The 16,050-nt window shown below is 66.6% G+C and carries 12 protein-coding genes and 1 pseudogene; 10 read left to right on the top strand and 3 right to left on the bottom strand.

The genetic code is table 11. The annotated features are described in order from the left end of the window. The first annotated feature begins 2 nt into the window (after positions 1-2). The 4 genes and pseudogenes from paaE to VXM69_RS20650 all read left to right on the top strand — a co-directional run bounded on the left by paaE (position 3) and on the right by VXM69_RS20650 (position 3,550). Positions 3-1,092: pseudogene (paaE, locus tag VXM69_RS20665) on the top strand (1,2-phenylacetyl-CoA epoxidase subunit PaaE). Between the two features lie 128 nt (positions 1,093-1,220). Beyond that, positions 1,221-2,045: a DUF1835 domain-containing protein gene (locus tag VXM69_RS20660; protein ID WP_049030972.1), complete on the top strand. Its 825-nt coding sequence runs from the start codon at positions 1,221-1,223 to the stop codon at positions 2,043-2,045. Positions 2,046-2,061: 16 nt separating this feature from the next. After that, positions 2,062-2,667, top strand: a complete 606-nt coding sequence (locus VXM69_RS20655) for a TetR/AcrR family transcriptional regulator (RefSeq protein ID WP_006482923.1) — start codon at positions 2,062-2,064, stop codon at positions 2,665-2,667. A 235-nt stretch (positions 2,668-2,902) separates the two neighbouring features. After that, the gene (locus tag VXM69_RS20650) at positions 2,903-3,550 is read left to right on the top strand and encodes a GNAT family N-acetyltransferase (protein ID WP_059559326.1); all 648 of its coding nucleotides are present in this window, start codon (positions 2,903-2,905) and stop codon (positions 3,548-3,550) included. Between the two features lie 55 nt (positions 3,551-3,605). On the opposite strand, the gene VXM69_RS20645 is transcribed toward VXM69_RS20650, so the two are convergent. Beyond that, positions 3,606-4,130, bottom strand: a complete 525-nt coding sequence (locus VXM69_RS20645; RefSeq protein WP_034188021.1) for an Lrp/AsnC family transcriptional regulator — start codon at positions 4,128-4,130, stop codon at positions 3,606-3,608. Positions 4,131-4,344: 214 nt separating this feature from the next. On the opposite strand from VXM69_RS20645, the gene hppD reads away from it, so the two are divergent. Continuing rightward, on the top strand, positions 4,345-5,442 hold the full coding sequence (gene hppD, locus VXM69_RS20640; protein WP_034188022.1) for a 4-hydroxyphenylpyruvate dioxygenase: 1,098 nt from the start codon (positions 4,345-4,347) through the stop codon (positions 5,440-5,442). Positions 5,443-5,574: 132 nt separating this feature from the next. Here hppD and VXM69_RS20635 read toward each other — a convergent pair whose 3' ends face one another. Then, positions 5,575-5,769 carry a hypothetical protein gene (locus tag VXM69_RS20635; RefSeq protein ID WP_049028196.1) on the bottom strand — a complete coding sequence of 65 codons (195 nt, stop codon included), beginning with the start codon at positions 5,767-5,769 and terminating at the stop codon, positions 5,575-5,577. Between the two features lie 341 nt (positions 5,770-6,110). Between VXM69_RS20635 and VXM69_RS20630 the strand changes: the two genes are divergently transcribed. Next, entirely contained in the window at positions 6,111-9,701 is a 3,591-nt protein-coding gene (locus tag VXM69_RS20630) for an indolepyruvate ferredoxin oxidoreductase family protein (protein ID WP_367190125.1), read from the top strand. Positions 9,702-9,848: 147 nt separating this feature from the next. Here the strand turns inward: VXM69_RS20630 and VXM69_RS20625 are convergent, their stop codons facing one another. Further along, positions 9,849-12,119: an NADP-dependent malic enzyme gene (locus tag VXM69_RS20625; protein ID WP_034188025.1), complete on the bottom strand. Its 2,271-nt coding sequence runs from the start codon at positions 12,117-12,119 to the stop codon at positions 9,849-9,851. Positions 12,120-12,579: 460 nt separating this feature from the next. Between VXM69_RS20625 and VXM69_RS20620 the strand changes: the two genes are divergently transcribed. The 4 genes from VXM69_RS20620 to argC all read left to right on the top strand — a co-directional run bounded on the left by VXM69_RS20620 (position 12,580) and on the right by argC (position 16,005). After that, positions 12,580-13,266 carry an orotate phosphoribosyltransferase gene (locus tag VXM69_RS20620; RefSeq protein ID WP_006482887.1) on the top strand — a complete coding sequence of 229 codons (687 nt, stop codon included), beginning with the start codon at positions 12,580-12,582 and terminating at the stop codon, positions 13,264-13,266. A 239-nt stretch (positions 13,267-13,505) separates the two neighbouring features. Beyond that, positions 13,506-14,102, top strand: coding sequence for a YbhB/YbcL family Raf kinase inhibitor-like protein (locus VXM69_RS20615; protein ID WP_034188026.1), 597 nt, complete (start codon positions 13,506-13,508; stop codon positions 14,100-14,102). Positions 14,103-14,318: 216 nt separating this feature from the next. Then, on the top strand, positions 14,319-14,891 hold the full coding sequence (locus tag VXM69_RS20610) for a flavodoxin family protein (RefSeq protein ID WP_034188027.1): 573 nt from the start codon (positions 14,319-14,321) through the stop codon (positions 14,889-14,891). Between the two features lie 163 nt (positions 14,892-15,054). Beyond that, positions 15,055-16,005 (top strand): N-acetyl-gamma-glutamyl-phosphate reductase, encoded by a 951-nt coding sequence (gene argC, locus VXM69_RS20605; protein WP_034188028.1) that lies wholly within the window; start codon positions 15,055-15,057, stop codon positions 16,003-16,005. The last annotated feature ends 45 nt before the right edge of the window (positions 16,006-16,050 follow it).

Raw genomic sequence — 16,050 nt, 5'->3', positions numbered from 1 at the left:
ATATGGCGACCCCGCAATTTCATCCGCTGCGTATCCGCGACGTGCGGCCCGAGACCGCCGACGCCGTCACCGTCTCGTTCGACGTGCCGCCCGAGCTGCGCGACGCGTACCGCTTCACGCAGGGCCAGTTCGTCACGCTGAAGACCCACATCGACGGCGAGGAAACGCGCCGCTCGTATTCGATCTGCGTCGGCACGACGGATTACGACCGCGACGGCGAACTGCGCATCGGCATCAAGCGCGTGCGCGGCGGCCGCTTCTCGAACTTCGCGTTCGACACGCTGAAGCCCGGCCACACGATCGACGTGATGACGCCGGACGGCCGCTTCTTCACGCACCTGAACGCCGACCACGGCAAGCAGTACGTCGCGTTTTCCGGCGGCTCGGGGATCACGCCGGTGCTCGCGATCGTGAAGACGACGCTCGAACTCGAGCCGCGCAGCACCTTCACGCTGATCTACGGGAACCGCAGCGTCGACGCGATCATGTTCGCGGAGGAGCTCGAAGGACCTGAAGAACCGCTACATGAACCGCTTCGTCCTCTATCACGTGCTGTCGGACGACCTGCAGGACGTGGAGCTGTTCAACGGCGTGCTCGACCAGGCGAAATGCGCGGAATTCCTCCGCACGCTGACGCCCGCCGACGCGATCGACGAAGCGTTCATCTGCGGCCCGGCGCCGATGATGGACGCGGCGGAAGCCGCGCTGAAGGCGGCCGGCGTGCCGCAGGCGAAGGTGCATGTCGAGCGCTTCGGCACGCCGCTGCCGCAAGCCGGCGCGCCGGCCGTCGAAATCACCGAGCAGACGCCGGCCGCCGACCTCGAAATCGTGCTCGACGGCAAGAAGCGCAAGCTGCGCCTGCCGTACGAAGGCGTGAGCCTGCTCGATGTCGGCCTGCGCGCGGGCCTCGCGCTGCCGTACGCGTGCAAGGGCGGCGTGTGCTGCACGTGCCGCGCGAAGGTGATCGAAGGCGAGGTGCGCATGGAGAAGAACTACACGCTCGAAGAGCACGAAGTGAAGGACGGTTTCGTGCTCACGTGCCAGTGCCACCCGATCAGCGACAAGGTCGTCGTGAGCTACGACGAGCGTTGAGCGGCATTGCGCCGCGGCGCCGGGCGGTTTCTCGCCGTCACACATCTCGCTTACACTAGGGGCCGCCGGCCGGCTGGACATCGCGACGTCCGCCCGGCCGGCGGTTTTCTTTTGTTGACGACAGGCCGATGAGTACCATTCATGTGATTCAGGGCGGCACCGCCGCCGCGTCGCTGCGCGAGGCACTCGCGCAAGCCGGGCGCGACGAGCACGTCGTCGGTTTGCTCGACGATCTCGGCGTCGGACCGCTCAAGGGCGCCGACGAGACGCCCGACACGCGCGCCGCCTTCTGGCACGACGTGCTCGGCGACCAGATCCCCGACTGGAACGCGGAAATCGAGGGCGAATTCGCGCGTCTCGACCAACTCGCGATGGACACGGGCCAGGTGGTCGTATGGCACGCGCCGAGCGTCGGCGACAAGCTGCTGCTGCGCCGCGTCGCCTACCACCTGCGCAACGTGCCGCAGCGCCTGAACGAGGTACGGCTGTCGGCCGCCGATTTCGACCCGGCGCAGCGCAGGGCGCTGTCGCGCACCGACCAGGCATGCTCGACCGGGATGTTCTCGCCCGCGGAACTGGCGCGCAAACGCCCGGCGGCCGCGCCGGTCTCGGTACTGCGCATCGGCCGCCTCGCACTCGAATGGCAGGAGGCGAAACACCTGAACGCCGAACTGCGCTACTGGGTCAGCAACACGATCAAGAGCGGCTACTATGCCGATCTCGACGCGCTTATCGTCTCGCACGCCGAAACCGACTGGCTGCCCGCGCGGCGCCTCGTCGGCAGCATCATGGCCGCCGCCGACCGCGGCGGGCTGTTCGTCAGCGATTCGATCGCCTGGTGGCGCTGCCGCGCACTGGCGGCAGCCGGCCGGCTCGAGTTGCAGGACGACGCGCCCGACGCCCTCTCTTCCACGCAGGTGCGCGCGGCCCGCGCGGCTTTCGCGCACCGCTAATCTTCCCCATTCGACCATGGCCCGTACCCGAGCGCCCGACCACGAATCCCAGCGCGAACAGATCCTCGATCTGGCCGCCGAGAAATTCGCGCAGACGAGCTATCCGAGCACGTCGATGTCCGATCTCGCGACCGCGAGCGGCACGTCGAAGGCACGCCTCTATCACTATTACGAGAGCAAGGAAGCGATCCTGTTCGACCTGCTCGACCGCTATACCAAACGGCTGATGTTGATCATCGCCGAGGTCGAAGGCGCGAGCCAGCGGCGCGGCCTGAGCGAACGCGACGCGTTCGCCGAGCTCGTGCGCGCGTTCCTCGCCGAATACGAGACGTCGCACAGCCGGCACGTCGCGCTGCTCAACGACGTGAAGTATCTCGAGGACGCGCAGCGCGAAATCGTGCTCGACCGCCAGCGCGACATCGTCGCGGCATTCACGCGGCAGCTCGCCCGCGCGTACCCGGACCGCATCTCGAAGGAAAACCAAACGTCGGTGACGATGATGGTGTTCGGAATGATCAACTGGACGTTCACGTGGCTGAAGCCGGGCGGCCGCCTCGGCTATCGAGACTTCGCGGAGCAGGTGATCGACCTGATCGAACGCGGGCTGTCGACGGCGGCTTGATTGCCGCGCAGCAGCATGCGTTGCGTGATGGGTACACTGCGATCACCCGTCGCGCGTTTCATATGATGAATTTTAAATCCGTTAAAAATCAAATAGATAGCAAATGAACTAAGCGGGTTTAGAATTTCTCCTCGGCACAAACAACGTCAAATACGGGTTTTCCCCAACCCCTGTCGGGTAAAATGCTGTTGCATTGCACAACCCGCTTGTGCAGCCACACACTGAGGAACCCACGATGAACACGCAATTCAACGGCCCCGCCGCAGTCGCCGGCACGGTCGGCAGTGCGCCGGTTCTCGTCAGGGAACTGGCTTCCAAAGACCGTGAGCAGATGCTCACCCACTTTCTCTCGCTCGGCGAAGAGGACCGCCTGCTGCGCTTCGGCCAGATGGTGCCCGACCACGTGATCGAGAACTATGTCCGCACGATCGACTTCGGTCGCGACACCGTGTTCGGCGTGTTCGACCACGACCTCGAACTGATCGGCGTCGGCCACCTGGCCTACCTGCCGGCCGAGGGCGACAAGCGCACGGCCGAATTCGGCGTGTCGGTGCTCGAAAGCGCACGCGGCCGCGGCGTCGGCTCGAAGCTGTTCGAGCGCGCGGCGATCCGCAGCCGCAATACGCACGTGACGATGCTGTACATGCATTGCCTGTCGCGTAACGCGACGATGATGCACATCGCGAAGAAGTCCGGGATGCGAATCGAGTACGCGTACGGCGAAGCCGATGCGTACCTGTCGCTGCCGCCGGCCGACCACTCGACGATCATCGCCGAGATGCTGCAGGAACAGGCCGCGGTGTTCGACTACGCGATGAAGCGCCAGGCGCGCCGCACGACGAAGTTCATCGAATCGCTGATGCCCGCCGCACTGACGGCCTGACATCGGCCGGCCGGGTGCGCCAGCGGCGCGCCCGGTTCCCGCCCTTCCCTCCACACTAGCGCACCGAGCGAATCGGCAACGCCGTCGTCTCCTTGAAGCATTCGAGCGAAAAACTCGTCTTCACGTCGATCACCGACGGATGATGCAGCAAGTGCTCCTGCACGAAGCGGGAGAAATGCGCCATGTCCTCCACCTGCACGCGCAGCAGGTAATCCATGTCCCCCGTCATCGCGTGGCACGCGACCACTTCCGGCCAGGTCTGCACGGCCGCGCGGAACAGCTCCGCATGGGTCGCGCCCGCGCGCGCCGACGTCTCGTCGACCCGCATCGGCGCCAGGCCGCCGCGCTTCTCGAGCCGCACGCTCACGTACGCGAGCAGGTCGAGCCCGAGCTTCTGCGGGTTCAGCAGCGCGACATAACCGGTGATCACGCCGATCTCCTCGAGCCGCCGGATCCGCCGCAGGCACGGGCTCGGCGACAGGTTCACGCGCTCGGCGATCTCCTGGTTCGACAGGCGCCCGTTCTCCTGAAGAATCGCGAGAATCCGCCGGTCGATGGCATCCAGTTCGGCTTGCGCCATCTTCTGCCCTCCAATGATTGTTTCAAGGCTGGAAATTGCGCCATCGTAGGGGACGGCGATTAAGTTCGCAAGTTTCCGCTCGTGCCCGCCCGCTACACTCTGTCGCATGTATCGATTCGCCGCGCACGCCCGGGCATGTGCGGCCGTCGACATCGAACCAGGCCAGGCAGGCGGACGTCGCCCCGGGCCGACCGCCCCGCACAGGAGACACGACATGCAGATCCCCAACTGGGACAACCCCGTCGGCACCGACGGCTTCGAATTCATCGAATACACGGCGCCGGACCCGAAAGCGCTCGGACAACTGTTCGAGCGGATGGGTTTCACCGCGATCGCACGCCACCGCCACAAGGACGTGACGGTGTACCGCCAGGGCGACATCAACTTCATCATCAACGCCGAACCCGACTCGTTCGCGCAACGCTTCGCGCGCCTGCACGGCCCGTCGATCTGCGCGATCGCATTCCGCGTGCAGGACGCCGCGAAGGCGTACCAGCGCGCGCTCGACCTCGGCGCGTGGGGCTTCGACAACAAGACGGGCCCGATGGAGCTGAACATCCCGGCGATCAAGGGCATCGGCGATTCGCTGATCTATTTCGTCGACCGCTGGCGCGGCAAGAACGGCGCGCAGCCGGGCGCGATCGGCGACATCAGCATCTATGACGTCGACTTCGAGCCGATCGCCGGCGCGAACCCGAACCCGGTCGGCCACGGCCTGACGTACATCGACCACCTGACGCACAACGTGCACCGCGGCCGCATGCAGGAATGGGCCGAGTTCTACGAGCGCCTGTTCAACTTCCGCGAAGTGCGTTACTTCGACATCGAAGGCAAGGTGACGGGCGTGAAGTCGAAGGCGATGACGTCGCCGTGCGGCAAGATCCGCATCCCGATCAACGAGGAAGGCTCGGAAACGGCCGGCCAGATCCAGGAATACCTGGACGCGTACCACGGCGAAGGGATCCAGCACATCGCGCTCGGCGCGAGCGACATCTACCAGGCGGTCGACGGCCTGCGCAGCAAGGAAGTGAAACTGCTCGACACGATCGACACGTATTACGAGCTGGTCGACCGCCGCGTGCCGAACCACGGCGAATCGCTGGACGAACTGAAGAAGCGCAAGATCCTGATCGACGGCGCGCGCGACGACCTGCTGCTGCAGATCTTCACCGAGAACCAGATCGGGCCGATCTTCTTCGAGATCATCCAGCGCAAGGGCAACCAGGGCTTCGGCGAAGGCAACTTCAAGGCGCTGTTCGAGTCGATCGAACTCGACCAGATCCGCCGCGGCGTCGTGCAGGACAAGGCCTGACGCACTCGGCAAGCGGCGGCCTCGGGCAACCGGGCCGGCCGCACGATCCGGCGGCGCAAAGAAAAAGGGCGGGAATCCGAGGATTCCCGCCCTTCTCTCATTCCGGCGCGGCCTGCCGGCCGCGCGACCGGATCAACGCGCGTTCGCCTTCGACTCGACGGCGCGCTCGGCCGACGGCTGCGCGGCGGCGTCCTGGGCCGGCACGATCTGACGCATCTGCGCGCCGGCTGCCGCCAGTGCGCTCGCGCCTTGCGCGCGCACCGGGCCGGTCATCGCGAAAAACGCGGCGGACACGATCAGGAAACTCTGGATATGACGTGTGTTCATTGCACCTCCTGTAAAACTGCCGGCGCCTCCCCGATTGCGTCGAAACGAGCCAACGCGACCGGGCACCTCCGGCAGGCCGACAAGATTAACGGCATTTGCTCGCAGATGGACGCGGCTTTACATGCTTTTACATGATGTAACGCATCATCACGCCCCTTTTTTCGGTGCGCCGCGGCCATTCCACCTGCCTTCCAAGCGCATTCGAACCGATGGGCGGCGGGTTTGCCCCAGTGCTACCATCGCTTAAAACCGGCGAACATGCCGGCCACTGCCGACGCATCCAAAAGATGCCGACGCAACCGAAGTTTTGGTGATCCCAGACCGGGTGGAGGAGACAGTTAATGAATGCCCCGCTAGACGCAGACCAACGCGCGTCGCTAGAAGCCGCGCTGAAGTCCGTCACGCTTGACGACAAATACACACTCGAGCGCGGTCGCGCGTACATGAGCGGCATCCAGGCCCTCGTGCGCCTGCCGATGCTCCAGCAGGAACGCGACCGCGCCGCCGGTCTCAATACGGCCGGCTTCATCTCCGGCTACCGCGGCTCGCCGCTCGGCGGCCTCGATCTGTCGCTCTGGAAAGCCAAGCAGCATCTGGCGGCCCACCAGATCGTCTTCCAGCCCGGCCTCAACGAAGATCTCGCCGCCACCGCCGTATGGGGCTCGCAGCAGGTGAACCTGTACCCCGGCGCGAAGCACGACGGCGTGTTCGGCATGTGGTACGGCAAGGGCCCGGGCGTCGACCGCACCGGCGACGTCTTCAAGCACGCGAACTCGGCCGGCTCGTCGCAGCACGGCGGCGTGCTGGTGCTCGCCGGCGACGACCACGCGGCGAAATCGTCGACGCTCGCGCACCAGTCCGAACACATCTTCAAGGCGTGCGGCCTGCCCGTGCTGTTCCCGTCCAACGTGCAGGAATATCTCGATTTCGGCCTGCACGGCTGGGCGATGAGCCGCTACTCGGGCCTGTGGGTCGCGCTCAAGTGCGTGACGGATGTCGTCGAATCGTCGGCGTCGGTCGACATCGACCCGCATCGCACCGAGATCGTGCTGCCGACCGATTTCATCCTGCCGGAAGGCGGGCTGAACATCCGCTGGCCCGACCCGCCGCTCGTGCAGGAAGCGCGGCTGCTCGACTACAAGTGGTATGCCGCGCTCGCTTATGTGCGCGCGAACAAGCTCGACCGGATCGAGATCGATTCGCCGAACGCGCGCTTCGGGATCATGACGGGCGGCAAGGCGTATCTCGACGTGCGCCAGGCGCTGACCGATCTCGGCCTCGACGACGACACCTGCGCGCGGATCGGCATCCGGCTCTACAAGGTCGGCTGCGTATGGCCGCTCGAAGCACAGGGCGCGCAGGCGTTCGCGCGCGGCCTCGACGAAATCCTGGTCGTCGAGGAAAAGCGCCAGATTCTCGAATACGCGATCAAGGAAGAGCTGTACAACTGGCCGGACGGCCAGCGCCCGCGCGTGTTCGGCAAGTTCGACGAGAAGGACGGCGCCGGCGGCGAATGGTCGGTGCCGATGGGCAACTGGCTGCTGCCCGCGCACTACGAGCTGTCGCCGGCGATCATCGCGAAGGCGATCGCGACGCGCCTCGAGAAGTTCGAGCTGCCGTCCGACGTGCGCGCGCGCATCGCCGCGCGGCTCGCGGTGATCAACGCGAAGGAAATGGCGCTCGCGAAGCCGCATGTGCAGACCGAGCGCAAGCCGTGGTTCTGCTCGGGCTGCCCGCACAACACGTCGACCAACGTGCCGGAAGGCTCGCGGGCGATCGCCGGCATCGGCTGCCACTACATGACCGTGTGGATGGACCGCAGCACGAGTACCTTCAGCCAGATGGGCGGCGAAGGCGTGCCGTGGATCGGCCAGGCGCCGTTCACGGACGAGAAGCACGTGTTCGCGAACCTCGGCGACGGCACCTACTTCCACTCGGGCCTGCTGGCCGTGCGCGCGGCGATTTCGTCGAAGGCGAACATCACCTACAAGATCCTCTACAACGACGCCGTCGCGATGACGGGCGGCCAGCCGGTCGACGGCGTGCTGACGGTGCCGCAGATCACGCACCAGCTCGCGTCCGAAGGCGCGAAGAAGATCGTGATCGTGACCGACGAGCCGGAGAAGTACGACAGCCAGAAGGCGCTGCTCGCGCCGGGCGTGACGGTCCATCACCGCGACCAGCTCGACGATGTGCAGCGCGAGCTGCGCGAGATCGAGGGCACGACGATCCTGATCTACGACCAGACCTGCGCGACCGAGAAGCGCCGTCGCCGCAAGCGCGGCACGTATCCGGATCCGGCCAAACGCGTCGTGATCAACGACGCGGTGTGCGAAGGCTGCGGCGACTGCTCGGTGCAGTCGAACTGCCTGTCGGTCGAGCCGCTGGAAACCGAATTCGGCACGAAGCGCCAGATCAACCAGTCGAGCTGCAACAAGGATTTCTCGTGCGTGAAGGGCTTCTGCCCGAGCTTCGTCACGGTCGAGGGCGGCCAGTTGAAGAAGCCGAAGGCGGTTTCGGTCGACGGCAACGCGCTGCCGCCGATCCCGGAACCGACGCTGCCCGAGATCGACCGTGCGTACGGCGTGCTCGTGACGGGCGTCGGCGGCACGGGCGTCGTCACGATCGGCGCGCTGCTCGGGATGGCCGCGCATCTGGAAAACAAGGGCGTGACCGTGCTCGACGTCACCGGCCTCGCGCAGAAGGGCGGCGCCGTGATGAGCCACGTGCAGATCTCGCACGCGCCGACCGACATCCATGCGACGCGGATCGCGATGGGCGAAGCCGACCTCGTGATCGGCTGCGACGCGATCGTCACGGCCGGCGACGAGTGCACGTCGCGGATGCGGCACGACACGACGCGCGTGGTCGTCAACAGCGCGCAGACGCCGACCGCCGAGTTCATCAAGAACCCGAACTGGGCATTCCCGGGGCTGTCCGCGGAGAACGACATCCGCGCGGCGGCAGGCACCGCGGTCGACTTCATCGACGCGAACCGCTTCGCGGTCGCGCTGCTCGGCGACGCGATCTACACGAACCCGTTCGTGCTCGGCTACGCGTGGCAGAAAGGCTGGCTGCCGCTCACGCTCGCGTCGCTCGAACGGGCGATCGAGTTGAATGCGGTGTCGGTCGAGAAGAACCGTGCGGCATTCGACTGGGGCCGCCGCGCCGCGTACGACCTCGCCAGCGTGAAGCAGGCCGCGGCCGGCGACGCACGTCCCGCGCAAGGCGCCACGGTGATCGCGCTGCACACGAAGAAGGCGGTCGACGCGTTGATCGCGAAGCGTGTGGAATTCCTCACCGCGTACCAGGATGCCGCGTACGCCTCGCGTTATGCGGCCTTCGTCGACAAGGTGCGCGCCGCCGAACGCGCGCTGGCGGACGGCGACACGGTGCAGGAGCAACTGACCGAAGCGGTCGCGCGCAACCTGTTCAAGCTGATGGCGTACAAGGACGAATACGAGGTCGCGCGACTGCAGTCCGACCCCGCGTTCCTCGCGCGCCTGAGCGCGCAGTTCGAAGGCGACTGGAAGCTGAAATTCCACCTCGCGCCGCCGCTGTTCGCGAAGACGGATGCTCACGGCCATCTCGTGAAGAAGGCGTACGGCCCGTGGATGATGTCGGCGTTCCGGCTGCTCGCGAAAGCGAAGTTCCTGCGCGGCACGGGGCTCGATCCGTTCGGCCGCACCGAGGAGCGCCGCACCGAGCGCGCGCTGATCGGCGAGTACGAAGCGCTGATCGGCGAGGTGCTCGGCAAACTGAACGCGGCCAACCGCCCGCTCGCGCTCGAGCTCGCGGCGCTGCCGGACGGCATTCGCGGCTACGGCCACGTGAAGGAGAACAACCTGCGCGCGGTACGCCGGAAGTGGGACACGCTGCTGACGAAGTGGCGTTCGCCGGCAGGCGGCCAGTCGCACCAGCAGGTCGCGTAACGGGACGCGGCAGGCGAGGCGTTCGCGCTCGGGACGCCCCGCCCGCCCCGCCGTTGCGGTTCATGCGAAAAAAAACGCCACGGAACGCAGGTTCCGTGGCGTTTTTCATTGCGCCGCGCATCGAGCGCGGCACACGCGGGCGCGAACTTACTTCGTGTTCACGTTCGCGGCGGCAACGGCCGTCATGTTGATGATCCGGCGCACGGTCGCGGCCGGCGTCAGGATGTGGACCGGCTTCGCCGCGCCGAGCAGGAACGGGCCGACCGTCACGCCTTCGCCGCCGACCATCTTCAGCAGGTTGTACGCGATGTTCGCCGCCTCGACGTTCGGCATGATCAGCAGGTTCGCTTCGCCCGACAGCGTCGTGCCCGGGAACGCCTGCTTGCGGATCACTTCCGACAGTGCCGCGTCGCCGTGCATTTCACCGTCGACTTCCAGGTTCGGTGCGCGTTCGACGATCAGCTTGCGGGCCTCGCCCATCCGGCGCGACGACGCCGACGGCGCGCTGCCGAAGTTCGAGTTCGACAGCAGCGCGGCCTTCGGCGCGATGCCGAAGCGCTCGATCTCGGCCGCGGCCTGGATCGTCATGTCGGCCAGCTGTTCGGCGCTCGGCAGCTCGTTCACGTACGTGTCGCACACGAACAGGTTGCGGCCCGGCAGCATCAGCAGGTTCATCGCGGCGAAGTGCTCGGCGCCCTTCGCGCGGCCCAGCACCTGCTCGATGAACTTCAGGTGGCTGTGGAACGTGTCGATCATCCCGCAGATCATCCCGTCCGCGTCGCCCAGGTGCACGAGCATCGTGCCGATCAGCGTGTTGAACTTGCGCATCGCGGCCTTCGCGACTTCCGGCGTCACGCCGTCGCGCGCGCCGATTTCCTGATACGCCTGCCAGTAGCGGTGGTAGCGCGCATCGTCTTCCGGATCGACGATTTCGAAATCGACGCCGGCCTTCAGCTTCGAGCCGATCTTCTGCAGGCGCATGTCGACGACCGACGGACGGCCGACGATGATCGGCCTGGCGATCTTTTCCTGCAGCACGAACTGCGCGGCGCGCAGCACGCGCTCGTCCTCGCCCTCGGCGAACACGATGCGGGCCTGCTTCTGCTTCGCGGTCGCGAACACCGGGCGCATCACCATGCCGGTGCGGTAGACGGTCGCGCCGAGTTGCTCACGGTACGCGTCCATGTCCTGGATCGGGCGCGTGGCGACACCCGAATCCATCGCGGCTTGCGCGACGGCCGGCGCGATCTTGATGATCAGGCGCGGGTCGAACGGCTTCGGGATCAGGTAATCCGGCCCGAATTCGAGCGAGTGGCCTTCGTACGCCTTCGCGACTTCCTCGCTCTGGTCGGTTTCTTGCGCCAGCTCGGCGATCGCGCGCACGCACGCGAGCTTCATTTCTTCCGTGATCGTCGTCGCGCCGACGTCGAGCGCGCCGCGGAAGATGAACGGGAAGCACAGCACGTTGTTGACCTGGTTCGGGTAGTCCGAACGGCCGGTCGCGACGATCGCGTCCGGGCGCACGGCCTTCGCGTCTTCCGGGCGGATTTCCGGTTCCGGATTCGCGAGCGCCAGGATCAGCGGGCGCTCGCCCATCGTCTTGACCATGTCCTGCTTCAGCACGCCCGCGCTCGAGCAGCCGAGGAACACGTCCGCGCCGACGATCGCGTCGGCAAGCGTGCGCGCGTCGGTGGTGGCCGCGTAGCGCTGCTTCGACGGGTCGAGGTTGCCGCGCCCTTCGTAGATCACGCCCTTCGAATCGGCGACCAGGATGTTCGACTTCGTCAGGCCGAGGTTCACCAGCAGGTCCAGGCACGCGATGGCCGCGGCGCCGGCGCCCGAGCACACGAGTTTCACGTCGGACAGCTTCTTGCCGACGACCTTCAGGCCGTTCAGGATCGCGGCCGACGCGATGATCGCGGTGCCGTGCTGGTCATCGTGGAAGACGGGGATCTTCATGCGCTCGCGCAGCTTCTGCTCGATGTAGAAGCATTCCGGCGCCTTGATGTCCTCGAGGTTGATGCCGCCGAGCGTCGGCTCGAGCATCGCGATCGCCTCGACGAGCTTGTCGGGGTCGGACTCCGACAGCTCGATGTCGAACACGTCGATGCCCGCGAATTTCTTGAAGAGGCAGCCCTTGCCTTCCATCACCGGTTTCGCGGCGAGCGGGCCGATGTTGCCGAGGCCGAGCACGGCCGTGCCGTTCGTGATCACGCCGACCAGGTTGCCGCGCGACGTGTACTTCTGCGCGTCGAGCGGATCGGCGTGGATCGCCTCGCACGCGGCGGCGACGCCCGGCGAATATGCGAGCGACAGATCGAGCTGGTTCGACAGCGGCTTGGTGGGGGTGACCGAAATCTTGCCGGGTTTCGGATTCAGGTGATAAGCGAGAGCGGCCTGCTTCAGTTGTTCGTCCATGATTGACCTGCGAGAGACATGCGAAATATTGACGGCTCAGTACACAGCACCTTCGGCCGCGTCTGCTTGAATCGAGGGGGTGGTCGACTGCGAGACGGCACGCGACGCGCCGGGTCGGCACGCCATCGAACCTTGGCGGGTGGCAAGAGGAAAGTACAAAGTACTGAACGATTTCTAAGGGTCGCCTAGTGTACACCCCCTAAATGACGCCCGTTGGTGCAGCGCCGCATCCCAGGCATCGGCACCGGGTCGGTCGCGCCCCGTTTGTTTCGCCGGTGGTGAGGGGCCACGCGAACCTGCGCGAATTCCGCCGAAAACCGGCCTGAATCGGGTAAAATAGCCGGCTACGCGCGCAGCGATGCGATTGGTCCTCCGATCGCGCCCCGGCCCCCTGGGCAGGTTCCCCTTGCTGCGCCACCGGGCCCGCGCCCGCTCCTCGCTCATCACCCAAGGAATGCCCATGACAGGCTACGATCGTCAGTCGATCTCGGATACGACCGCCAAAATCCTGCTCGAAGTGCAGGCGGTGCACTTCAACGCCGAAAAACCGTTCATCTTCACGTCCGGCTGGGCAAGCCCCGTCTATATCGACTGCCGCAAGCTGATCTCGTACCCGCGCGTGCGCCGGGCGCTGATGGAAATGGCGGAAACGACGATCACGCGCGACATCGGCTTCGAGCAGATCGACGCGGTGGCGGGCGGCGAGACGGCCGGCATCCCGTTCGCGGCCTGGATCGCGGACCGGATGATGGTGCCGATGCAGTACGTGCGCAAGAAGCCGAAGGGTTTCGGCCGCAACGCGCAGATCGAAGGCCATCTGGAAGAAGGCTCGCGCGTGCTGCTGGTGGAAGACCTGACGACCGACAGCCGCAGCAAGATCAACTTCGTCAACGCGCTGCGCACCGCGGGCGCGACGGTGAACCACTGCTTCGTGCTGTTCCACTACAACATCTTCAAGGAAAGCGTGTCGGTCCTGAAGGATATCGACGTCGACCTGCATGCGCTGGCGACGTGGTGGGACGTGCTGCGCGTCGCGAAGGCCTCCGGCTACTTCGAAACGAAGACGCTCGACGAAGTCGAGAAATTCCTGCACGCGCCGGCCGAGTGGTCGGCGGCGCACGGCGGCGCGACGGCCCCGAAGGAATGACGCCGCGCCGGCCTGCATGCCGGCGTCCTGGCCGAAAAACCGCCCGCCCGATCGCGGGCGGTTTTTTTTCGTCCGCCGATCCGCACGATGACCGGGCGCAATCGCGGGCTGCGGCGTGCGTCGTTCATCGAACCCTAATGCTAGACTTGAACCATCGCCGCCATCAGCTGCGCGGGCAACACACAACGCCAACAACGCCGGGAGCATCGGGCCGGCCCACGTGACGGGAGAAGCGCCATATGCGTGTGGATCGCCGGACCACTCCGCCTGCGCCATCGGGTCACCCGTCTCCGTCCATCCGCTTCGTCCTGCTCTGCGCCGCCGTGCTCGCGGCGCTGCCCGCACACGCGGAAAGCCCGTTCACCGTGACGAGCGACGACCTGACGCCCGGCGGGCGCGTGCGCGCCGCGAACGTATTCGACCGCGGCGACTGCAAGGGCGCGAACCGCTCGCCGCAGCTCGCATGGCACAACCCGCCGGCCGGCACGCGCGGCTATGCGGTCACGATCTTCGATCCCGATGCGCCCGGCCACGGCTGGTGGCACTGGGCCGTCGCGGGCATCCCGGCCACCGTCACGAGCCTGCCGGCCGACGCGAGCGCATCCGGCTTCCTGCGGCGCATCGGCGCGAGCGAGGCGCGCAACGACTTCGGCAGCGACGGCTACGGCGGCCCGTGCCCGCCGCCCGGCAAGCCGCACCGCTACGTGATCACCGTCTACGCGCTGAAAGGCACCGACCTGCGCGTGTCGCAGGGCCGCCCCGCGCCGATGTTCGAGCACGAGATCGGCACGCTGGCGATCGGCACCGCGCAATTCACGGTCACTTACGGCCAGTAGCGGCGCCATGCGCCGCCAGACGGCGCCGCCGCGATGGCCGTCCGCCGCGAATTTCAGTGCGCCGCGCGCGCACGTTGTCTCGTCATTTCGGCTTGCTAGACTCGTCGTCACCGGCCGCGGCAATCCCTGCCGCGCGACCGTCGCGCCGCCGGCAGGCGGCGCGTGACGCGGCGAGCCTGCGGTCCGCCGTTCCCGTCCCTTTCCGGAGAACGCTTCATGTCGAACATCGTCATCGTCTATCACAGCGGCTACGGTCACACGCAGAAACTGGCCGAGGCCGTGCATGCCGGCGCGCAGGACGCCGGCGCGAACGTGCGCCTGATCGCCGTCGGCGACCTCGACGACGCGGGCTGGGCCGCCCTCGACGCGGCCGACGCGATCATCTTCGGCGCGCCGACCTACATGGGCGGCCCGTCGGCGCAGTTCAAGCAATTCGCCGATGCCACGTCGAAAGCGTGGTTCACGCAGAAGTGGAAGGACAAGGTCGCCGCGGGCTTCACGAACTCCGCGACGATGAACGGCGACAAGTTCTCGACGATTCAATATTTCGTCACGCTGGCGATGCAGCACGGGATGGTGTGGGTCGGCACGAGCCTGATGCCGGCCAACTCGAAGGCGGCCACGCGCAACGACATCAACTACCTCGGCGGCTCCACGGGCCTGCTCGCGCAATCGCCGGCCGACGCGACGCCCGACGAAGGCCCGCTGCCGGGCGACCTCGAGACCGGCAAGGCATTCGGCCGGCGCGTGGCCGAAGCGACCGCACGCTGGGACGCCGGCGCCCGCTGAACACGCCCCTGACGCCCGCACGCCCGCACCGGCGGGCGTCGCAAAGGGACACAAGACGGCCGGCGGCCGTCTTTTTTCGCCCCGCGCGGCGCAGACCCATCGGATCGCGTCTTAAAATGGCGGTTTCCGGGCGCGGGCCCGCGTTTCATCCAGTGAGAGCGAAATGAGCACCAAAGTTTTTGTCGACGGCCAGGAAGGCACGACCGGCCTCAAGATCTTCGAATACCTGTCGGCACGCAACGACATCGAGATCCTGCGTATCGATGAAGCGAAGCGCAAGGACGTCGACGAGCGCCGCCGCCTGATCAACGCGTCGGACGTCACGTTCCTGTGCCTGCCGGACGTCGCGTCGCGCGAATCGGCCTCGCTCGTCGAGAACCCGAACACGACGCTGATCGACGCGAGCACCGCATTCCGCACGAGCGCCGACTGGGCCTACGGCCTGCCCGAGCTGACCCGCGCGCAGCGCGAGAAGATTCGGACGTCGAAGCGCATCGCCGTGCCCGGCTGCCACGCCTCGGCGTTCGTGCTCGCGATGCGCCCGCTCGTCGACGCAGGGATCGTCGCGCCGACGTTCGCCGCGCACAGCTACTCGATCACCGGCTACAGCGGCGGCGGCAAGTCGATGATCGCCGAATACGAAAGCGCGGCGCCCGGCGGCAAGCTCGCGAGCCCGCGCCCGTATGCGCTCGGCCTCACGCACAAGCACCTGCCGGAAATGGCCGCGCACACGGGCCTCGCGAACGCACCGATCTTCACGCCGATCGTCGGCCCGTTCCTGAAGGGGCTCGCGGTGACGACCTACTTCACGCCCGAGCAGCTCGCGAAGCGCGCCACGCCGCAGGACGTGCAGCGTGTGTTCGCCGAGTACTACGCGGACGAAGCGTTCGTGCGCGTCGCACCGTTCGATGCGGACGCGAACCTCGACGGCGGCTTCTTCGACGTACAGGCGAACAACGATACGAACCGTGTCGACCTGTTCGTGTTCGGCAATGCCGAGCGCTTCGTCACGGTCGCGCGCCTCGACAACCTCGGCAAGGGCGCGTCGGGCGCCGCGATCCAGTGCATGAACCTGAACATCGGCGCGGCCGAGGACGCAGGTCTCAAACGCTGATTCAGCATCGCATGCAATGCAAAGCCGGCCAGTGGCCGGCTTTTT

It is taken from the genome of Burkholderia sp. Ed8 (assembly GCF_040761425.1).
Taxonomy (GTDB): domain Bacteria; phylum Pseudomonadota; class Gammaproteobacteria; order Burkholderiales; family Burkholderiaceae; genus Burkholderia; species Burkholderia seminalis.
This window is presented reverse-complemented; position numbering and strand designations above follow the sequence as displayed.